Below are 20,223 nucleotides of genomic sequence, written 5' to 3'. Positions count from 1 at the left end.
CCGGGCGCCCCGCCCCCGGACACGCCGCTGACGGAGTCATCCGGCCGCGGGCGTGACCCGGAGGAGGTCCGCACCGTTCACCTGAGTGGCGGAACGTCTGGACCGGCCGTGACGCCGCACCGTCCCTGCCCCGCTGAAGCTCGCCACCGCCGGCGCCGAATCCGTCCGAGGCGCACAGAGCGCAGAGGAAGCCCTCCCATGCATCAGCCGACTCCGCCCTCCGCCGCCGACGACGACCGCTCCACCAGGAGCGGGACTCCCACCGCGGCGGACGGGCCCACACCCCCGGCCGGTCCGGACCCCGGCCTGCCCCGGCCGGGAGACCGTGCCGGCCTGTCGCAGCCGGCCGGCCGCGTCGGCCCGCCGCAAACGGCGGACGTGATCGGGCCGACCCGGTCGGCCGACTCCGCCGATCTCCTGCTGCCGGACCGGGAAGGCCCGTCGCGGCCGGCGGTCCGCGACGGGCTGCCACGCCCGGCCGGCCAGGGCGGCCGGCACGGTGCCGGCGCCGGCGAGGCGCACCCCGCCTCCTGGCCGGCGGGGCGCGACTGGTACGCGCCGGCCCGGCCGGACCGGGGCCGCACCTCTTTGCGGCCTACGGACCAGGGCCCGCCCCCCGGCGCGTCGACGGAGCCTGACCGGTTCCTCTCCCCGGGTCTCGGAGAGGAGCGGACCTCTTCGTCCACCGAGCAGAGGCAATCCCCGTCCCCCACCGCGCAGGAGCGGCGCTCCGCCCCCGTCCCTTCTCGCGGCGGCCCGTTTCCGGCGCCCCACCGGTCCGCCGACCTGCCGCCCGTCCACACCGTCATGATCTGCGTCGCCCTTCCCGGCCTCGCCATCTCGACGGAACAGGGGCAGATGACCGGCCGTGGACTGGAAGGGTTCTACCGCGCGGGCCGGCGCGTCCTCTCCCGGTGCCACGTCCGCGTGGCCGGGCGGGAACCGCTCGCTGTGCAGGCCCGGATGACCGCCGCCGGCCGCGCGCGCTTCGTGGCGACGCTTCGCGTGTCCCCGCGACCAGGCCCGGACCCGGAGGTGATCGTCGAGCGGAACCGCTCCGCGGACGGCACGGAGCGCATCACCCTGCACAGCGCCGCCCACCGCCCACTGCGCCTGCCGGTCGAAGTGGCCCTCGGCACGGACCTGGCCGACCTCAAAGCCATCGCGTCCGGCACCGCGGGACCCGAACTGCCCGCCAGCGTCCACGATTCCGGCCTGCGCTGGTCCTGCGCCACGGCGAACGCGTCGGTCACGGCCGAGCCGCCGCCCGCCGACGCGCTGGCCTCGGCCGGACTGCTCCGGTGGGAGCTCGACCTGCCCCCGGGCGGCAGCACGAGCCTGGAACTGCGGGTGCGGCCGGAGGGGGCAGGCCCGCTGCGCGCCGCGGGCCACGCGGCGACCAGCCCTGTCGCCCCCGCACGCGCGGAGGGCGACGACCCCAGGGTCCCCGCGCTGCTGCGAGCCAGCATCGAGGACCTCCAGGCCCTCCTGATGCGCGACCCCGCCAACCCTTCCGACATCCATCTCGCGGCCGGGGCGCCCTGGCGCTGCGGCCTGGCCCCCGCCGACGCGCTCGCCGCGGCCCGGATGGCACTGCCCCTCGGTACCGGCCTGGCCGCGGGCACGCTGCGCATCCTCGCCCGTGGTCAGGTCCCCGGCACCGGAGCACGATCCGGCATGATCCCCGGGCCGAGACGGGACACCGGCCCGCACCTGCCGCCGGGGTGCACGGGTACGGAGGCCACGCTGCTCTTCCCCGCGCTCCTCGCGGAGGCCCGCCGCTGGGGGCTTCCCGAACACGAGACGGAGGAACTGCTGCCGGCTGCCGAGCGGTGCCTGACCTGGCTGCGGACCACCGTCGGCGACGGCATCTACCTGCGCGACGCCGGGCCCGGCGGTCTCGTCCGCTGCGAGACGCAGGCCCACGCCCACCGTGCCGCCCTCCTCGGCGCCGATCTGCTCGACGCCTGCGGCAGGCCGGGCGGTGCCGGGCTGCGGCAGTGGGCGCAGGCACTGCGCACAGCGTTCCGGGAGGACTTCTGGGCCGACGACCCGGGCGGCGGCCGGCCGGCGGCGGCCCGTGCCCCGGACGGCCGGCTCGTTCCGCACCTGGGCGCGGGCGCCGTCCACCTCCTCGACACCGGACTGCTGGGCGGGGGTGCGCAGGCGCCGGGACTGCTCGACAAGGTGCAGACCGAGCATCTGGCCCGGCTGCTCGACGGTCCGGCCATGAACTCGGGCTGGGGTCTGCGAGGGCTGGGCGCGAAGGAACCGGGTTACAACCCCTTCGGCCACCGCGCCGGTGCCGTACGGGTCCACGAGACCGCGCTCGCCGTCGCCGGTCTGGCCGCCGCCGGCTACGAGGAGGAGGCGACCTCCCTGCTGCGGGGCGTGCTGGCGGCGGCCGAGTCGTTCGGCCACCGGTTGCCCGAGATGTACGCGGGGGAGCAGCGTACGGAGGGGAGCGCCCCCCTGCCGCACCCGGCCGCCTGCCGTCCCGCGGCGACGGCGGCGGCCTCCGCGGTCCTGCTGCTGACCACGCTCGCGGGCATCCGCCCGGACGTCCCGGCCGGGACGGTCGTCCTGCGCCCGGTACGCAGCGCGCCCCTGGGCGAGATCGGCCTCACGGGGTTGCGGGTCGCGGGCGCCCCCTTCTCCGTACGGGTCGGCCGGCTCGGCCTGGCCATGGTCGAGGAGGCTGCCGGCGGACTGCAGCTGGGAGGGTGACCTGGGCCGACGTGCCGTCCCGTGACCACCGGGAACAGCCGGTGACGCATACCGGATGGAAGGGGATCAACGATCGAAGCGCCCGATGGAGGGAGTGCTTATCGTCAGGCAGACGACTATGATCGCGGCATGCCCTACGACCCGTCAGCCTTTCCGCCCTTCGCCGTCACCGTGGACCTGGTCGTGCTGACCGTGCGCCGCCACTCCCTGTGCGCGCTGGCGGTACGCAGGGGCGAACCACCGTTCCAGGGGCACTGGGCGCTCCCCGGTGGCTTCGTGCGGGCCGACGAGGATCTGGCGCAGGCCGCGGCGCGCGAGCTGGCCGAGGAGACCGGGCTGAGCGTCCACGACCCGGCCGTCCCCGCCCAGGACAACGGCGCACACCTGGAGCAGCTCGCCACGTACGGCGCCCCCAAGCGTGACCCCCGCATGCGCGTCGTCAGCGTCGCTCACCTCGCCCTCGCCCCCGACCTGCCGGCGCCCCGCGCGGGTGGCGACGCCAGCAACGCGCGCTGGGCGCCGGTCGAGGAGTTGCTGCAGCAGGGCGGTTACGGCCGCGACGGCGAGCCGGTGGCGCCGCTCGCCTTCGATCACGCCCAGATCCTGGCCGACGGGGTGGAACGCGCGCGCTCGAAGATCGAGTACTCGTCGTTGGCCACGGCCTTCTGCCCGCCCGAGTTCACCGTCGGCGAGCTGCGCCGTGTCTACGAGGCGGTGTGGGGCGTGGCACTCGACCCGCGCAACTTCCACCGCAAGGTGACGGGCACCCCCGGCTTCCTGGTGCCCACCGGTGGGACGACCACGCGCCAGGGCGGTCGCCCGGCACAGCTCTTCCGCGCCGGGGGCGCCACGCTGCTCAATCCCCCGATGCTGCGCCCCGAGGTGTGACACCCGGGCCCGGCTCAAAACCGTCGGGCCCCGCTGATCACGGATGGGACGGCTGCCACCGGCCGGGCGGGGAGGCGGCGGCCTTCGCCCCGGGAGCGGCTGGCGAACACGGGCCCGGCGAGCCGGCCGCTCTGCGCGGAGCGATCCCGCGGTGCCCGAAAAAACGGACATAGCACGCTATCTTGCTGCGAGTGATCGAGGCCTTCGGACTGACCAGCAACCCTCGCAAAGAGCTTCCGCCCGCCGTGGACGACGTCTCCTTCGAGGCGCGCGCGGGCCGCGTCACCGCGCTGCTCGGAGCACCGGGCGCGGGCAAGACGACAGCGCTCAGACTCATGCTCCAACTCCAACAGGGGCGCGGGATCACCTACTTCAGAGGGCGCCCCCTGGACCGCATCGCCCATCCCTCGCGCGAAGTCGGGGTACTGCTGGGCGACGTACCGGGGCATCCGGCCCGCACGGTCCGCGGTCACCTGCACATGCTGTGCGCCGCCGTCGGCGTCCCGGTCCGGCGTGCCGACGAAGTCCTCGAAGCGGCCGGTCTCGTGAGTCTGCGCGAGGTACGTCTCGCCACCCTCTCGCGCGGCATGGACCGCCGTCTCGGGCTGGCCTGTGCCCTGCTGGCCGACCCGCACACCCTCGTCCTCGACGACCCCGCCGGCGGGCTCTCGGTCCGTGAGAGCCGCTGGCTGCACGACGCGCTGCGGGCACACGCGGCCCACGGCGGTACGGTCCTGTTCACCACGGCCGACCCGAAGGAGGCCGCACGCACCGCAGACCGCGTCGTCACCCTGGAGAACGGCCGGCTCGTCGCGGACCAGGAGGGCGCGGAGTTCGCACGCACCCGACTGCGTCCTCGCGTCGCAGTCCGCAGTCCGCACGCCGCCCGCCTCGAAGTCCTCCTCGCCAAGGAGGCCCGCACCGGGCGGCGCTCCGTCGAGGTCGTGCGGGAGGGCGGCAACCGCCTCTGCGTCTACGGCAGTACCTGCGCCGAGATCGGTGAGACGGCGTTCCGCCACGGCATCCTCGTACACCAACTCGCCGACGAAGTAGGGGACATGGGTCCCGGTGCGGGAGCGGTGGCCCCCGCAGGAGAGCCGGCCGTCGTCTTCGGCGGGCACCCCACCGAGGACGGGCGCGGGGCGGCCGTGCGGCAACCGGCCGACGCGGCAAGGGTCCCCGGCGGAGCGTCGGTGCGGGTGGCCGACGTGTGGCCCGGCGGCCCGGCGGCTTCCGGGAGCGATCCGGGGTCCTCCGTGGGGGACCCAGGGTCCGTCGCCGGTGCGCAGAGGCTGACGACCGGCGAGCAAGCAATCACAATCGATCAGCAGGCAATCACAACCGGTGGGCAAAGGTGTGCAGTCGGCGGTCCAGGGCCCTCCGCGGCGAAGCCGGAAGCTTCGGTCGAGGAACCGCAGCCGCCCCTCGCCGGCGGAGCACGCCCCTCCGGTGGTCAACCGCGATCCCGGACCAAGACGCCCGCGCGCGGTGACGCTCCCGCTCCTGGCGACGCCACGGCTCCCGCCGCACGACCCGATGAGAAACCGGCACCCTCCCCACGACAGCCGGGCCGCCCACCCCAGTCTGCCGATGCCGAAGCCGGAACCGATGCCGAAGCCGGGACTCCGCACGCACTCTCCGCCGCTCTCCCACCCCCCATCTCCGTGCGCCCCGCCCCCTGTCCCCTCAGCCCGCTCCGCTACGAGGTCCGCCGTGCTTTCGGAGTCGGGACGGGGTTCGTCACGGGGGCCGTCGTGCTCGTCGTGTCCGCCCTCGTCGCCGTCCTGCTGGCCCGTATCGGTCACACTCCGCAGTCGCGCCTGCTCGCCGCGTGGCCGCGGGAGCTGCCCCTGCCGCCCGCGGCGCTCGGCGCGGGACTGCTCGGCGCGCTGGCCTTCGGTGACGAGTTCCGCCACCCTGCTTTGGCGGCGGACCGCGGCACCGTCCCCCGCCGACTGGGACTGCTGGCCGCCAAACTCCTCGTCGCCTCGGTGACCGCCCTGGTGCTGGCCCTGCTCACCGTGGGCTGCGACGCCGGAGTGCTGTATCTCGTCTACGGACGGGAGCTCGTACAGGTTCCCGCCGACTGGTTCTCGCTCGGCGCGAGTTGGACCGGGCTCGTGGCCGGGTGCGCCTGGGCCGGCGTGCTGGCCGCGGGCGTCTTCCGGTCCACCTCGGCGGGGCTCGCCGCGGTGGTCGCCGTGCCCCTCCTCGTCGTGCCCCTCGTACACAAGGTCTGGGGGGGATCGTCCGTACGGTCCGCGGCCGGCGTCCCCACGCGGCTGCGGGAGGTGTTCCTGCCGCGGTGGCCCTTCGGGGGAGAGCGCTATCTGGACGGTGCGCTGCGGATGATCACCCAACCCGTGGGAGGGGCGCTGGCGTTGTCGGTGACCGCGTTGCTCTGCGCGTATCTGCTCACGACCCTGCGGAGCCGGGCCCGCTGACCACCCTCCGCGACCTTCCGGTCCGGCCCTGTGCGCAACTCCTCGGAGCACGCCCATTTCTTTCCGATAAGGCGTCAATTGCGACGGGGTGAGCGATCACCCTTTCGTGTGCTTTTCACCAAAGACCTCAAGGGAGTTGGAGGCAGCGCCGACAAAGGATGCGTGAGTACCCTTGCGCACACCATGATGACCGCCGCCCGCTCCGCAGACTCCGGCCTCGCGAACCAGGGCGAACTCGACCGCCACCCCTACGCCGAGGCGCCCGCCGTCGACCGTGTCGGAGTTCCAGCCTGGGACAACGCGGACCCCGAGCTGGGCCGTGTGGGCCGGCGTGCCACGAGCAGCCGCGGACGCGGCCTGCACGGCCAACTCGTTCAGCAGCTGGGTCAGATGATCGTTTCCGGCGATCTGGGGGCCGACCGCCCCCTGGTGCCCGAGGAGATCGGCCAGCGCTTCGAGGTCTCCCGCACCGTCGTGCGCGAGTCGCTCCGCGTCCTGGAGGCCAAGGGCCTGGTCAGCGCCCGCCCGAACGTCGGCACACGGGTGCGTCCCGTCAGCGACTGGAATCTCCTCGACCCGGACATCATCGAGTGGCGGGCCTTCGGGCCGCAGCGCGACGACCAGCGCCGGGAGCTGAGCGAGCTGCGCTGGACGATCGAGCCGCTCGCCGCGCGCCTCGCCGCCGGCCACGGGCGCGAGGACGTCCAGCAGCGACTGTCCGACATGGTCGAGATCATGGGGCACGCCCTGAGTCAGGGTGACGCCCTCACCTTCTCCCGCGCCGACTCCGAGTTCCACTCGCTGCTGATCCAGATCGCGGGCAACCGCATGCTGGAGCACCTCTCCGGGATCGTGTCCGCGGCCCTCCAGGTGTCGGGCGGCCCGCTCACGGGCTGCGAGCGGCCGAACGACGCGTCGCTGGCCCACCACGGCCGGATCGTCGAGGCCCTCGCCGCCGGTGACGGCGCGGCGTCCGAGGCGGCCATGCGCCAACTGCTCACGGTCCACCCCGAGGTGGAGCGCGTGGTGCCCGCTCCGCGCGAGCACTGACGCGTTCCGCGGGCGGCGCGGCCGGTCCTGCCACCCCCTCCTGTGGCGGCGCCCGGCCGGTGAGCCGCCTCCCGTCGGACCTCGCGGGATCCCAGGGATCCCGCGAGGTCCGACGGCGCGAAGCGGCCCCGCTCCTGCCGAAGGGGTCCGGCCGGAATCGCGGGCGATCTCGTATGCCCGGATCTGGCCGTTTTAAATGCTTACGGGGTGTGACTCGGGCCACGCAGATTGGGCGTAACGCTCGTGGAAAGAACGCGATGACCTAAGAGGTGACAGCCGCGGAGGGAATACGGACGCCGGTCACGGCGCTGTGCATCTTCCCGGCCCCCGCCCGCGCCGTCGGCCCATCCCCAAGCCGGCGGTCGGCTCCTGTCCACTGTGGACGGGGCCGGAAGCCGTTTTCCAACGTTCCGAGAGGTTGTTCGTGTCGGCCAGCACATCCCGTACGCTCCCGCCGGAGATCGCCGAGTCCGTCTCTGTCATGGCGCTCATTGAGCGGGGAAAGGCTGAGGGGCAGATCGCCGGCGATGACGTGCGTCGGGCCTTCGAAGCTGACCAGATTCCGGCCACTCAGTGGAAGAACGTACTGCGCAGCCTCAACCAGATCCTCGAGGAAGAGGGTGTGACGCTGATGGTCAGTGCCGCAGAGCCCAAGCGCACCCGCAAGAGCGTCGCAGCGAAGAGCCCCGCCAAGCGCACCACCACCAAGACGGTCGCGGCGAAGACGGTGACCACCAGGAAGGCCACCGCCACCGCCACCCCGGCGGCGCCCGCCGCCGACCCCGCCGCCGAGGAAGAGGCGCCCGCCAAGAAGGCCGCGGCCAAGAAGACGACCGCCAAGAAGGCCACGGCGAAGAAGACGACCGCCGCAGCCAAGAAGACGGCCGCCAAGAAGACCAGCGCCAAGAAGGACGACGTCGAACTGCTCGACGACGAGGTCCTCGAGGACACCAAGGTCGCCGACGAGCCCGAGGGCGCCGAGAGCGCCGGCTTCGTGCTCTCCGACGAGGACGAGGACGACGCGCCCGCGCAGCAGGTCGCCGCGGCCGGAGCCACCGCCGACCCGGTCAAGGACTACCTCAAGCAGATCGGCAAGGTGCCCCTGCTCAACGCCGAGCAGGAGGTCGAGCTCGCCAAGCGCATCGAGGCGGGTCTGTTCGCCGAGGACAAGCTGGCCAACTCCGACAAGCTGGCGCCGAAGCTCAAGCGCGAGCTGGAGATCATCGCCGAGGACGGCCGCCGCGCCAAGAACCACCTCCTGGAGGCCAACCTCCGTCTGGTGGTCTCCCTGGCCAAGCGCTACACCGGCCGCGGCATGCTCTTCCTGGACCTCATCCAGGAGGGCAACCTCGGCCTGATCCGTGCGGTGGAGAAGTTCGACTACACCAAGGGCTACAAGTTCTCCACGTACGCAACGTGGTGGATCCGCCAGGCGATCACCCGCGCCATGGCCGACCAGGCGCGCACCATCCGTATCCCGGTGCACATGGTCGAGGTCATCAACAAGCTCGCGCGCGTGCAGCGCCAGATGCTCCAGGACCTGGGCCGCGAGCCCACTCCGGAGGAGCTGGCCAAGGAACTCGACATGACCCCGGAGAAGGTCATCGAGGTCCAGAAGTACGGCCGCGAGCCCATCTCGCTGCACACCCCGCTGGGCGAGGACGGCGACAGCGAGTTCGGCGACCTCATCGAGGACTCCGAGGCCGTCGTCCCGGCCGACGCGGTCAGCTTCACGCTGCTGCAGGAGCAGCTGCACTCCGTCCTGGACACCCTGTCCGAGCGCGAGGCGGGCGTCGTCTCCATGCGCTTCGGTCTCACCGACGGCCAGCCGAAGACCCTCGACGAGATCGGCAAGGTGTACGGCGTCACGCGTGAGCGGATCCGCCAGATCGAGTCCAAGACCATGTCGAAGCTGCGCCACCCCTCGCGGTCGCAGGTGCTGCGCGACTACCTCGACTAGGTCTCGGCCGTACGACACGGAAGGCCCGGCCCCCGAGAGGGGCCGGGCCTTCGCGCTGTCTGCGGGTGCGAGGGGAGGCGGGCTGGATCACTCTGAGTGTCCCGTGACCATCCGAGAGTGAGGAGTGCGCATGCGTCGTCGCTTTGCCCGGGCCCTGCCCGGGCCGCTGGTCCTGGCGGCCGCAGCGGCCGCGATACCGCTGGCGTCCGCCGTCCCCGCAGCAGCCGACCACGTGGTCGTCGGCGGTTTCCCCATAGATGTGGCGCAGAGTCCGTGGACGGTGGCGCTCTCCAGTCGTGACCGGTTCGGGGGTATCCGGGCGGGGCAGTTCTGCGGGGGAGTGGCGGTCGGCCGCACGACCGTGCTCACCGCGGCCCACTGCCTCGACGAGGAGGTCCTGGGAGCCCCGCCGGACCGGGTGTCCGACCTGCGGGTCATCGCGGGGCGTACGGACCTTCTCTCGGACCGGGGGCAGGAGATCGCCGTGAGCGACACCTGGGTGAACCCGGACTACGACGACGTCAGCAACTCCGGTGACTTCGCGGTGGTCACCCTGGCGGACCCCCTTCCGGCCGACTCGGTGATCGGCATGGCGGCCGCCGGTGACCACGCGTATGAGACGGGCACCGCCGCGACGGTCTACGGGTGGGGCGACACCTCGGGGGCCGGCGACTACGCGAGCAGTCTGCGCGCCGCGTCCGTGCGCGTCCTGCCGGACGTCCTGTGCGAGAAGGCGTATCCGGGGGGCGGGGGCGGCACATACCGGGCCGCGACCATGGTGTGCGCCGGGGAGCCGGAGGGGGGCCGTGACGCCTGCCAGGGGGACAGCGGCGGGCCGCTCGTCGCCCGGGGGCGGCTGATCGGGCTCGTGTCCTGGGGGAGCGGCTGTGGACAGGCGGGCAGCCCGGGGGTCTACACACGTGTGTCCGACGTCATGCGAAGACTCGGGTGGGACACCGAGGCGCCAGGGACGCGGAAGGCGCCCGACGGGGCCTGAGCGGGCTCCTGTGCGGGACGACGACGGGCGGCTGCCTCCGCACACCCGGAGGCAGCCGCCCTATCCACCGGCCTGTGCCGGACTGGCTCGTCGTCGGACGCTAGGGGTCAGCGCTCATCTTCGGAAGCGGTCGCCGGAATGGACGTCAACCGCTCCGTCTCGTCCTGTATCTCAGCGGCGATCTTCTTGAGTTCCGGCTCGAACTTGCGGCCGTGGTGGGCGCAGAAGAGCAGTTCTCCGCCGCTCAGCAGGACGACGCGCAGGTATGCCTGGGCGCCGCAGCGGTCGCAGCGATCAGCGGCCGTCAGCGGGCTTGCGGAAGTCAGAACAGTAGTCACGTCGCCTCTTCTCTAGCTCGACGAGCTGTCGTACCAGGGTCAACATCCAACCAGCCCCAAACGTTCCCGCTCGCGGCTTTTCCTCGAAAAATCTTTCCGAGGCGGCTGGCTGCTGCCGGTTGGCGGCGAATGTGCCGTATTACGTGTCTGCAGTGTCGTACGGGTTCGCGCTGTCGGTCAGGGTCCGTCCTCGCCGGCCGGGTTGCCGGTTTGTTCATGAGGACGTGCCCGGAGCCTAAATGGTTCATGCCTCGAAGGGAACGTGATGTGCACTTCACTCCGTCGAGGGATCGAACACGCATGCGATCGTGGACTAGTCTGAGTTTCCGACGAGGGTGGCGTTACAACGGCTCTACCAGGCCTCGGTACCCTCTCACCGGTGAACGAAGCCGCGCCCTTACCCAGCGGGGCCCCATCTGAAATTCAGCGAGGAGCGAACCGCGTGACCGCCGAGACGTCCGTGCCGTCCACAGCGCTGCTGGCAGGAGCAGACCGGGACGGTTCCAACTACACCGCGCGGCACCTGCTCGTCCTCGAGGGGCTCGAGGCCGTGCGCAAGCGCCCCGGCATGTACATCGGATCGACCGACAGCCGCGGTCTGATGCACTGCCTGTGGGAGATCATCGACAACTCCGTGGACGAGGCCCTCGGTGGTTACTGCGACCACATCGAGGTCATTCTCCACGACGACGGCTCGGTCGAGGTCCGGGACAACGGCCGCGGCATCCCGGTCGACGTCGAGCCCAAGACCGGCCTGTCCGGTGTCGAGGTCGTCATGACCAAGCTGCACGCCGGCGGCAAGTTCGGAGGCGGCTCCTACGCCGCCTCCGGCGGTCTGCACGGCGTCGGCGCCTCCGTCGTGAACGCCCTGTCCGCCCGGCTGGACGTGGAGGTGGACCGCGGTGGGCACACCAACGCCATCAGCTTCCGGCGCGGCGTGCCCGGTGCCTTCGCCGGCAACGGCCCGGACGCGAAGTTCGAGGCCAAGAGCGGGTTGCGCAAGACCAAGAAGATCCCGAAGAGCCGCACCGGCACGCGCGTGCGGTACTGGGCCGACCGCCAGATCTTCCTCAAGGACGCCAAGCTCTCCCTCGAGAACCTGCACCAGCGCGCCCGTCAGACCGCGTTCCTGGTGCCGGGCCTGACCATCGTCGTCCGTGACGAGTACGGCCTGGGCGAGGGCGGCAGCAAGGGCGAGGAGTCCTTCCGCTTCGACGGCGGGATCAGCGAGTTCTGCGAGTTCCTGGCGGGTGACAGGCCCATCTGCGACGTGCTCCGCTTCACCGGGCAGGGCACCTTCAAGGAGACGGTCCCCGTCCTGGACGACCGCGGCCAGATGACGCCCACCGAGGTCACCCGCGAGCTCGGCGTCGACGTCGCGCTGCGCTGGGGGACCGGTTACGACACGACGGTCAAGTCGTTCGTCAACATCATCGCCACCCCCAAGGGCGGCACCCACGTCGCAGGCTTCGAGCAGGCCGTCGCCAAGACGATGAACGAGGTGCTGCGCGCCAAGAAGCTGCTGCGCGTCGCCGAGGACGACATCGTCAAGGACGACGCGCTGGAGGGCCTCACGGCGGTCGTCACCGTCCGCCTCGCCGAGCCGCAGTTCGAGGGCCAGACCAAGGAGGTCCTGGGTACCTCGGCCGCCCGCCGCATCGTGAACAACGTGGTCTCCAAGGAACTCAAGGCGTTCCTGACCTCGACCAAGCGGGACGCCGCCCAGCAGGCCCGCGTCGTCATGGAGAAGGCCGTCGCCGCGGCCCGTACGCGCATCGCCGCCCGCCAGCACAAGGACGCCCAGCGCCGCAAGACGGCCCTGGAGTCCTCCTCGCTGCCCGCCAAGCTGGCCGACTGCCGCAGCGACGACGTCGACCGCAGCGAGCTGTTCATCGTCGAGGGCGACTCCGCGCTCGGTACGGCGAAGCTCGCCCGGAACTCCGAGTTCCAGGCACTGCTGCCGATCCGCGGCAAGATCCTCAACGTCCAGAAGTCGTCCGTGACGGACATGCTGAAGAACGCCGAGTGCGGCGCGATCATCCAGGTCATAGGGGCCGGGTCCGGCCGGACCTTCGACATCGACGCGGCGCGCTACGGCAAGATCATCATGATGACCGACGCCGATGTGGACGGCTCCCACATCCGCACGCTGCTGCTGACGCTGTTCCACCGCTACATGCGGCCCATGGTCGAGGCGGGCCGGGTCTTCGCCGCGGTGCCGCCGCTGCACCGCATCGAGCTGGTCCAGCCGAAGAAGGGCCAGGACAAGTACGTCTACACGTACTCGGACCGCGAGCTGCGCGACAAGCTCATGGAGTTCCAGAGCAAGGGCGTCCGGTACAAGGACTCCATCCAGCGGTACAAGGGTCTCGGCGAGATGGACGCCGACCAGCTGGCCGAGACGACCATGGACCCGCGCCGCCGCACCCTGCGCCGGATCAACCTCACCGACCTGGAGGCCGCCGAGCAGATCTTCGACCTGCTGATGGGCAACGACGTCGCTCCCCGCAAGGAGTTCATCTCCAACTCGGCGGCGACGCTGGACCGGTCGCGGATCGACGCGTAGGCGCCGGACGGGGAGGGCCGGGCGGCGCCTCCGCGGCCGTGCTCTCCCGCCGGCGGCCGCCGGCACGCCTCGAGGCGTCCACCAGCGGGTTGCGTCACCTGATGGGGTGAAGAGCGCCGGGAAGAAGAGTCAGGGATCTTCCCGGTCTGTCCATCCTTGGGCATGCAGTCAAGCAACGGTCGCCCCCGCGTGGACGGGGGCGGCCAGTACGGTTCGGCCGGGCATCCCGGCGGTCATGACGTGGACCTCGCCGAGGTGCCCGGCCACGTGCGGTACGACGACCCCTGGTACGACGCCCTCGCCTCCGGCTGGGGCGAGCCGGCCGGCGCGGCACCAGCGGACCCGGCGGCACCGGAGCCGCGCGAGGGGGACACGGTCGCCGCGGCGGCCGACGTGTACCTCGAGGTGCAGCGCAGCGAGGCCTTCCAGGAGGTGCGCAGCCGGTACCGGAGGTTCGTGGTGCCGGCCGTCGTCGTCTTCTTCGCCTGGTACGTGGCCTACGTCGTGACCGCCACCACCGCGCCCGGGCTGATGGCCCGGCCCGTGGCGGGAGCCGTGAACGTCGCCATGCTCGCCGGACTCGGGCAGTTCCTGACCACCTTCCTGCTGACCTGGGCGTACGCCCGGCACGCGCGGCTGCGCAGGGACCGGGCCGCGCTCGAGCTGCGCTGGGACACCCAGGAGATGGCCCGGGGCGCGCGAGGCGGTGCCTCGTGACCGGGGACCACCAGACGCCGGCACTGCTGCTGTTCAGCGCGTTCGTCGCGGTCACGCTGGCGATCACGACGTGGGTGAGCCGCAGGCGGCAGGGCTCGGCGGAGGAGTTCTACGCGGGCGGTCGCCTCTTCTCGCCCCTGGAGAATGGTTTTGCCATCGCGGGCGACTACATGTCGGCCGCCTCCTTCCTCGGCATCTCCGGCCTGATCGCCCTGTACGGCTACGACGGCATGCTCTACTCGGTGGGCTTCCTCGTGGCCTGGCTCGTGGTGCTGTTCCTCGTCGCCGAACTGGTGCGCAACTGCGGCCGGTTCACGCTCGCCGACGTGGTGGCGGCGCGGATGAGGGAGCGGCCGGTGCGGATCGCGGCGGGAACCTCCTCGGTCACGGTGTCCGTTCTCTACCTGGTGGCGCAGATGGTGGGAGCGGGCAGCCTGGTCGCGCTGCTGCTCGGCGGCACCGGCGAGGTGGCGCGGGCCTGGACCGTCATCGGCGTCGGCGCGCTCATGGTGATCTATGTGTCGTTGGGAGGGATGCGGGCCACCACGTGGATCCAGATCGTCAAGGCGGTCCTGCTGCTCGGCGGCACGGTCGCGCTGACCGCCCTCGTCCTGGTGCGCTTCCACGGCGACTTCGACGGGTTGCTGCTCACGGCGGCCGAGCGCAGCGGCCACGGGCAGGCGTTCCTGGCGCCCGGGCTGAAGTACGGCGGGGACTGGACCGCCCGCTTCGACTTCATCAGCCTGGGACTCGCCCTCGTCCTGGGCACCGCCGGACTGCCGCACATCCTGTCCCGCTTCTACACCGTGCCCACCGCCCGGGCCGCACGGCGCTCGGTCGTCTGGGCCATCGGCCTCATCGGCGGCTTCTACCTGATGACGATCGTCCTCGGCTTCGGCGCGGCCGCCATCGTCGGGCCGGACGCCGTACGCGGATCCAACGCGGCCGGGAACACCGCGGTCCCGCTGCTGGCCCTCGACCTGGGCGGCGGCGCGGACTCCACGGGGGGGACGGTTCTGTTCGCGGTCGTCGCCGCGATCGCCTTCGCCACCATCCTCGCCGTGGTCGCCGGGGTCACGCTCGCCTCCTCGGCGTCCGTGGCCCACGACCTGTACGCCTCCCTGCGGCGCCGGCGCGGCGAGCCGCGCAGCGAGGTGGCCGTGGCCCGTGTCGCAGCGGTCGGCATCGGCGTGGCCGCGATCGCCCTCGGCCTGCTGGCCCGCGACCTGAACGTCGCCTTCCTGGTGGGTCTCGCCTTCGCCGTCGCCGCCTCCGCCAATCTGCCCGTGCTGCTCTACTCGCTGTTCTGGCGGGGCTTCACCACGCGCGGCGCCGTGTGGGCCGTCTACGGCGGCCTGGTCCCGGCCGTGGTGCTGGTGCTGCTGTCCCCGGTGGTCTCGGGCAGCCCCGCCGCCCTGTTCCCGGGCCTCGACTTCCAGTGCTTCCCGCTGCAGAACCCCGGCCTGGTCTCCATCCCGCTCGGCTTCCTCGCGGGCTGGCTCGGCACGGTCACCTCCGCGGAGGTCCCGGACGAGGCCAGGCACGCGGAGACGGAGGTGCGGTCGCTGACCGGGGCGGGGGCGGTGTAGGCACGAGGTACCCGGCCGGGTCCGTCGGCCAGGAGGCCCGTGGGGCGGTTTCCTCCCCCGCCGCCCCACGGGCCTCGCCCTCAGCCGTGGGTCGCCCACACGTAACGGTGTTCCGGGCGACCCGCGTCGCCGTACTTGAGGGTCAGCCTGGCCCGCCCCGTGCGCTCCAGGAGCTTCAGATAGCGCTGGGCGGTCTGGCGGCTCACCCCGGTCCGCTCGGCGATCTCCTGGGCCGACAGCGGGCCGCCGGCGTTCATCAGGGACCGGCGCACAAGCTCCGCGGTGGTGGGGGAGTGCCCCTTGGGCAGGGCCGGTTCCGAGGGCGCCGACAGGGCACCGAAGATGCGGTCCACCTCGGCCTGCTCCGCCTCGCCACCGCCGTCGAGGGTGCGGCGCAGCCGCGCGTACGCCTCCAGCCTGGCGCGCAGCCCCGCGAAGGCGAACGGCTTGACCAGGTACTGCAGGGCGCCGTGCCGCATCGCCGCCTGCACGGTGGACACGTCCCGGGCCGCCGTCACCATGATCACGTCCGTCTGGTGGCCGCGCCGGCGCATCTCCTGGACGACGGCGAGCCCCGTCTCGTCGGGCAGGTAGTGGTCCATGAGGACCAGGTCGACCCGGGGCAGCGTCTCCAGCCGCCGCAGCGCCTGCGCCGCGCTGTGCGCCTCGCCGGCGACGTGGAAGCCGGGGACCTTCTCGACGTAGGCGGCGTTGACCCGTGCGACCCGGACGTCGTCGTCCACGACCAGGACCTCGATCATCGCGTCTCCTCCTCGGCGGTCTGCGGGGTCGAGGGCAGGTTCAGGGCCGGTTCCGGGACGGGCCCGGACAGCGCCTCGGGCAGGACGACGGTGAACTCCGCGCCCCCGCCCCGCGCCTCGCCCACGGTGGCGCTGCCACCCTGCCGTTCGGCGAGCCTGCGCACCAGGCAGAGTCCGATGCCGCGCTCGCGGTGGGCCGGCGGTTCCTTGGTCGACCACCCTTCGGTGAAGACCACCTCGCGCTGCTCCACCGGAATGCCGGGCCCGGTGTCGCGCACCCTGAGGACCGCGGTGCGTCCCTCGGCCCGCAGTTCGACCTCCACGCGCGCGTGCGGGGTGCCCGCGACGGCGTCGAGGGCGTTGTCCACGAGGTTGCCGACGACGGTGACGAGCCCCCGCGGGTCGACCAGCCGGTCCGGCAGCCGCGTCCGGTCCGAGACCCACAGGGTGACACCGCGCTCGGCCGCGACGGCCGCCTTGCCCACCAGCAGGGCGGCCAGCAGCGGGTCCTCGATCCTCTCGGCGACCTGTTCGGAGGTGGCCCGGTGGTCCCCGACCACCTCTCCGACGAACTCCGCCGCGTCGTCGTACATCTCCAGTTCGAGCAGCCCGAGCAGGGTGTGCATCCGGTTGGCGTGTTCGTGGTCCTGGGCGCGCAGGGCGTCGATCAGGCCGCGCGTGGAGTCGAGCTCCCGGCCGAGCTGCTCCAGCTCGGTGCGGTCGCGCAGGGTGGCGACGGCGCCGCCGTCGTCGGTGGGCATCCGGTTGGCGACCAGCACCCGCGGGCCGCGGACGGTGAGCAGGTCCGTGCCGGTGACCCGCCCGGCCAGCACGTCGGCCGTACGGCCCGCGCCGAGCGCCTCGTCGGGGGTGCCGCCCACCGCGCCGCCGTCGATGTCCAGCAGACGCTGCGCCTCGTCGTTGAGAAGGCGGATGCGCCCGGCGCGGTCCAGGGCGACGACGCCCTCCCGGATGCTGTGCAGCATCGCCTCGCGCTCCGCGAGCAGGGCGGCGATGTCCGAGAAGGCCAGGTCCCTGGTCTGCCGCTGGACCCGCCGGGAGACGAGCCAGGCCGCCAGCGCGCCGACCGCCAGGGCACCGCCGGCGTACGCGAGCAGCCCGGGGATCGCGTGGAGCAGCCGGGCCCGGACGCTGTCGTACGCGATGCCGACCGAGACCGCCCCGACGATCCGGCCGTCGCCGTCGCGCAGCGGCACCTTGCCGCGGGCGGAGCGGCCGAGGGTGCCCTCGTCGATCTGCATGACCTCGTGGCCCGCCAGCGCCCGGCCGGGGTCGGTCGAGACGATTCCGCCGATCCGCTCCGGTTCGGTGTGCGACCAGCGCACGCCCCGCCGGTCCATCACCACGACGTACTCGGCGTGCGTCGCCTTCCGGATCCGCTCCGCCTCCCGCTGCACCGGACCCTTCGGTGACGGACGCGTGCGCTGCAGGTCCTCGGCGATCTGCGGCTGCTGCGCGGTGGTCTGCGCGATCGCGAGCGCGCGGCGCATCGCCTGGTCGTCGAGCTGGTCGCCGAGCGGTGCGAGGAACAGTCCGGTCGCGAGCACCGCGACGCCCGCGGCGATCGCCACCTGCATCAGCAGTACCTGCGAGAACACCCGCCGCGGCAGACCCAGTCGCAGGCGGCGTGCGGGGGGAGTGGGACTCATGTCCATGACGGTACGCGGGCGGGTGCGCCGTGCCGTAGGGGTGTGTGGGCGATCTCTCGGCCCGGGCACGGGGAAGGACGCCCCGGCGGCCCCGGGGCCTTCGTGCGGCTGCGCCGGCGGGGCGGCTCCGGGCAAGCCGCCGAAGGGCGGGAGCGCCCTTGCGGGCGTCAGCCGGCGAGCGCTGCCATCGTCAGTTCGCGGACCTCCACCACGTCCATCCGCGCCGGTGATCCCAGCACCGACACACCGCAGCTCTCCGGACGCGGCGGGGCGGACGCGGCCTGTGCGACGACGACCCGCCAGTGGCGCCCGTCGGCGTGCGCCACGGTCACCTCCCAGCGCGGGGCCGCACCGTCGGTCCGCACCACGCTCAGGGCCTCCGCCGCGTACTCGCCCACCGCCGTGCGCACGGCCAGCTCGGCCGCCTGGCCGGGACGCTCCCAGGCGGAGTTCCCGCGGCACCCGTCCACGACGATCCGTCCCTCGCGCGCGCCGTGCAGGACCTCCTTGACGGTGTGCGCCTCGGCCCGGCCGTACGCGTATCCGTAGGGCAGGACGAGCACCGTCGGCGAGAAGCGGTGGCCCCCCAGGTGGGTGACCTCCCAGACGCCCTCCACGCCGGAGGCGGCGAGTTCGGCCGCCAGCGGCCGGCCGAGGAGCGCGCAGCAGCGGTCGCGCTTGCCGTTGGTGCAGACCAGGGCTAGGGGGCCGCCCCGGTGGGGCCGTCCGCCGAGCACCGTGTCGAAGCCGCGGTGCTCGCCCCTGCCGAGCGCGCCGAAATCGAGGTCGAGCAGCTGCCCCGGGTCGGTGGTGGCGGCGCCGCGCAGCCACACCTTCCCGGGCACGGTGTGGGCCGCGTAGACCCGGCGGACGGCGGGCGTGCGGGAGTCCGCGTGCCGTCCCGGGCGGCGGATGAGCGCGATGCGTACGCCCGTGCCCTTCGCCGCCGCCTCCAGCGCGCGGCCCAGCGCGGGGTCCAGGTGGCTCGAGGTGAGCGCCTTGGCACCCCAGGGGCCGGGCTGTTCCAGCAGCAGCCAGGTCCTCGCGGTGGCCGCGGTTGCCGAAACGGGCTCGTCGAGATCCCGGGAGACGGTTGAGCACGTACTCACAGAGGTGAGCCTAACCTGACTTGCGCCGTGACGCCTTTCGCCCCGCTCGTGTCCGGACCGAGCGGAGGGCGGCGTTCCGGACGGCGTTCTACCCGGGGAGCGGCTGAGGCGGTTCGGGCCCTGTGTACCGCCCGCTCGGCCGCATACGCAGGGGGCGTTCGCCGTACTCCTCCAGGACGTGGGCGATCCAGCCCGCCGTACGGGCCACGGCGAAGATCGTCTCGCCCGCCGCGGCGGGCATGCCGCAGGACGCGGTGAGCACGGCGAGCGCCAGGTCCACGTTGGCGTGCAGAGGGGTGTGGCGGGCGGCGGTGGCCACCACGTCGCGGGCCGCGGCGAGGGCGGGCGCCGCCCGCGGGACCTCCTCCAGCAGGGCGAACAGGGCACGCGCGCGCGGATCCTCGCCCGGGTAGAGCCGGTGGCCGAGCCCTGGGATGCGGCGGCCCGCCCGCAGCTCCTCGGCGATCACCGGTGCCGCGTCGCCGTGGCCGAGGACGTCGAGCAGCAGCCGGTGGGCCAGTCCGCCGGCCGCGCCGTGCAGCGGGCCCTCCAGCACGCCGAGCCCCGCGGAGACGGCCGCGTAGGCGTGCGCGCGGGCCGACGCGGCGACGCGCACCGCGAGGGTCGAGGCGGCCAGGTCGTGGTCGACCAGGAGGGCCAGGGCCCGGTCCAGGGCGCGCAGGCAGGCCTCGTCGGGGTCCTGTCCGCTGAGCCGTGCCCAGAGGCGGTGGGCGATCGGTCCCTCGTCCCGGTGGCCGGGCCGCACCGGCGGCAGGGCCGCCACCAGGGTGGGGATGAGCGTGCGCGCGATGCCGAGCACGGTGTCCTCGGACAGGTCGAAGCGCAGCGGGTCCGCGCTCGCGGCGGCGATCGTCGCCACCCGCAACCGGTCGGCGGGGGCGCAGTGCCCGGGCAGCGCGTCGACGGCGCGGCGGGCGACGGCGACGGAGGCCTCGGGCGCGGTGAAGACGGTGCCGGGCCGGATCCGGCCGGTCCACAGCCACTCGGCGACCTCCTCGTAGGTGTGCCGTGCCGTCAGTTCGACCGCGTCGACGCCCCGGAAGTAGTACCGGTCCCGGTCGATGAGCGTGAGGCGGGTCCGTACGGACAGCTCGCCGCCGGAGGCCGCACCCGCCCCGCTCTCCCTCCTGTTGCGCCGGGCGAGCGCCTCGACCTCCGCGGCGTCGAAGGTGCTGCCCCGGCCGCCCGGCACGCGCCGGCTGCCGAGCTGGCCGCGGCTGACGTAGGCGTACACGGTCTCGGGCTTCACCCCGAGGAGCTCGGCGGCCTCCTTGGTGCTCAGGCGCCGTTCCGCGCCGGCCGGGGCGGGTTCTTGATCGCGCATGGGGGTCACCGTATCCACCTTCGCCGCGCATTGATCTCATGTTGATTCAATCAATATTGACA

Annotated in this window: 14 protein-coding genes; 9 read left to right on the top strand and 5 right to left on the bottom strand. The window is 73.0% G+C overall.

The window, feature by feature from the left end:
- The first annotated feature begins 807 nt into the window (after nt 1–807).
- The 6 genes from AB0L29_RS21895 to AB0L29_RS21870 all read left to right on the top strand — a co-directional run bounded on the left by AB0L29_RS21895 (nt 808) and on the right by AB0L29_RS21870 (nt 10,066).
- The gene (locus AB0L29_RS21895) at nt 808–2,727 is read left to right on the top strand and encodes a glycogen debranching N-terminal domain-containing protein (RefSeq protein WP_365829383.1); all 1,920 of its coding nucleotides are present in this window, start codon (nt 808–810) and stop codon (nt 2,725–2,727) included.
- A gap of 129 nt (nt 2,728–2,856) precedes the next feature.
- Nucleotides 2,857–3,615 carry an NUDIX hydrolase gene (locus AB0L29_RS21890; RefSeq protein WP_365829382.1) on the top strand — a complete coding sequence of 253 codons (759 nt, stop codon included), beginning with the start codon at nt 2,857–2,859 and terminating at the stop codon, nt 3,613–3,615.
- A 191-nt stretch (nt 3,616–3,806) separates the two neighbouring features.
- Nucleotides 3,807–6,059 (top strand): ATP-binding cassette domain-containing protein, encoded by a 2,253-nt coding sequence (locus AB0L29_RS21885; protein ID WP_365829446.1) that lies wholly within the window; start codon nt 3,807–3,809, stop codon nt 6,057–6,059.
- A 162-nt stretch (nt 6,060–6,221) separates the two neighbouring features.
- The gene (locus tag AB0L29_RS21880) at nt 6,222–7,109 is read left to right on the top strand and encodes a FadR/GntR family transcriptional regulator (RefSeq protein ID WP_365829381.1); all 888 of its coding nucleotides are present in this window, start codon (nt 6,222–6,224) and stop codon (nt 7,107–7,109) included.
- 424 nt (nt 7,110–7,533) lie between these two features.
- Complete coding sequence (locus tag AB0L29_RS21875) at nt 7,534–9,069, top strand: RNA polymerase sigma factor (RefSeq protein WP_365829380.1); 1,536 nt, start codon at nt 7,534–7,536, stop codon at nt 9,067–9,069.
- Between the two features lie 130 nt (nt 9,070–9,199).
- Nucleotides 9,200–10,066, top strand: coding sequence for a serine protease (locus tag AB0L29_RS21870; protein WP_365829379.1), 867 nt, complete (start codon nt 9,200–9,202; stop codon nt 10,064–10,066).
- Nucleotides 10,067–10,173: 107 nt separating this feature from the next.
- Here AB0L29_RS21870 and AB0L29_RS21865 read toward each other — a convergent pair whose 3' ends face one another.
- Entirely contained in the window at nt 10,174–10,404 is a 231-nt protein-coding gene (locus tag AB0L29_RS21865) for a hypothetical protein (RefSeq protein ID WP_365829378.1), read from the bottom strand.
- A 442-nt stretch (nt 10,405–10,846) separates the two neighbouring features.
- Here AB0L29_RS21865 and AB0L29_RS21860 point away from each other — a divergent pair, with 442 nt between their 5' ends.
- The 3 genes from AB0L29_RS21860 (at nt 10,847) to AB0L29_RS21850 (ending at nt 15,276) form a co-directional block, all read left to right on the top strand.
- Nucleotides 10,847–12,970, top strand: coding sequence for a DNA topoisomerase IV subunit B (locus tag AB0L29_RS21860; protein WP_365829377.1), 2,124 nt, complete (start codon nt 10,847–10,849; stop codon nt 12,968–12,970).
- A 162-nt stretch (nt 12,971–13,132) separates the two neighbouring features.
- Nucleotides 13,133–13,687: a DUF485 domain-containing protein gene (locus AB0L29_RS21855; protein WP_365829376.1), complete on the top strand. Its 555-nt coding sequence runs from the start codon at nt 13,133–13,135 to the stop codon at nt 13,685–13,687.
- Nucleotides 13,684–15,276 carry a cation acetate symporter gene (locus AB0L29_RS21850; protein WP_365829375.1) on the top strand — a complete coding sequence of 531 codons (1,593 nt, stop codon included), beginning with the start codon at nt 13,684–13,686 and terminating at the stop codon, nt 15,274–15,276. The genes AB0L29_RS21855 and AB0L29_RS21850 overlap by 4 nt, the downstream gene beginning before the upstream one ends.
- 80 nt (nt 15,277–15,356) lie before the next feature.
- Here the strand turns inward: AB0L29_RS21850 and AB0L29_RS21845 are convergent, their stop codons facing one another.
- The 4 genes from AB0L29_RS21845 to AB0L29_RS21830 all read right to left on the bottom strand — a co-directional run bounded on the left by AB0L29_RS21845 (nt 15,357) and on the right by AB0L29_RS21830 (nt 20,161).
- Complete coding sequence (locus tag AB0L29_RS21845) at nt 15,357–16,037, bottom strand: response regulator (RefSeq protein WP_365829374.1); 681 nt, start codon at nt 16,035–16,037, stop codon at nt 15,357–15,359.
- On the bottom strand, nt 16,034–17,707 hold the full coding sequence (locus tag AB0L29_RS21840; protein ID WP_365829373.1) for a sensor histidine kinase: 1,674 nt from the start codon (nt 17,705–17,707) through the stop codon (nt 16,034–16,036). Before AB0L29_RS21840 ends, AB0L29_RS21845 begins: the two co-directional genes overlap by 4 nt.
- 167 nt (nt 17,708–17,874) lie before the next feature.
- Nucleotides 17,875–18,816: a sucrase ferredoxin gene (locus AB0L29_RS21835; RefSeq protein ID WP_365829372.1), complete on the bottom strand. Its 942-nt coding sequence runs from the start codon at nt 18,814–18,816 to the stop codon at nt 17,875–17,877.
- Nucleotides 18,817–18,904: 88 nt separating this feature from the next.
- Nucleotides 18,905–20,161 carry a citrate synthase gene (locus AB0L29_RS21830; protein WP_365829371.1) on the bottom strand — a complete coding sequence of 419 codons (1,257 nt, stop codon included), beginning with the start codon at nt 20,159–20,161 and terminating at the stop codon, nt 18,905–18,907.
- Nucleotides 20,162–20,223: the final 62 nt, after the last annotated feature.

The organism is Streptomyces sp. NPDC052701, assembly GCF_040678355.1.
Classification (GTDB): Bacteria; Actinomycetota; Actinomycetes; order Streptomycetales; family Streptomycetaceae; genus Streptomyces.
Note: the sequence above shows the minus strand (reverse complement) of the source record. Positions and strands in the feature narration are given on the sequence as shown.

Coding starts and splice junctions, on each gene's coding strand:
- AB0L29_RS21895 (WP_365829383.1), top strand. CDS start 808: ATGATCTGCGTCGCCCTTCCCGGCCTCGCCATCTCGACGGAACAGGGG.
- AB0L29_RS21890 (WP_365829382.1), top strand. CDS start 2,857: ATGCCCTACGACCCGTCAGCCTTTCCGCCCTTCGCCGTCACCGTGGAC.
- AB0L29_RS21870 (WP_365829379.1), top strand. CDS start 9,200: ATGCGTCGTCGCTTTGCCCGGGCCCTGCCCGGGCCGCTGGTCCTGGCG.
- AB0L29_RS21855 (WP_365829376.1), top strand. CDS start 13,133: ATGCAGTCAAGCAACGGTCGCCCCCGCGTGGACGGGGGCGGCCAGTAC.
- AB0L29_RS21845 (WP_365829374.1), bottom strand. CDS start 16,037: ATGATCGAGGTCCTGGTCGTGGACGACGACGTCCGGGTCGCACGGGTC.
- AB0L29_RS21840 (WP_365829373.1), bottom strand. CDS start 17,707: ATGAGTCCCACTCCCCCCGCACGCCGCCTGCGACTGGGTCTGCCGCGG.
- AB0L29_RS21830 (WP_365829371.1), bottom strand. CDS start 20,161: ATGCGCGATCAAGAACCCGCCCCGGCCGGCGCGGAACGGCGCCTGAGC.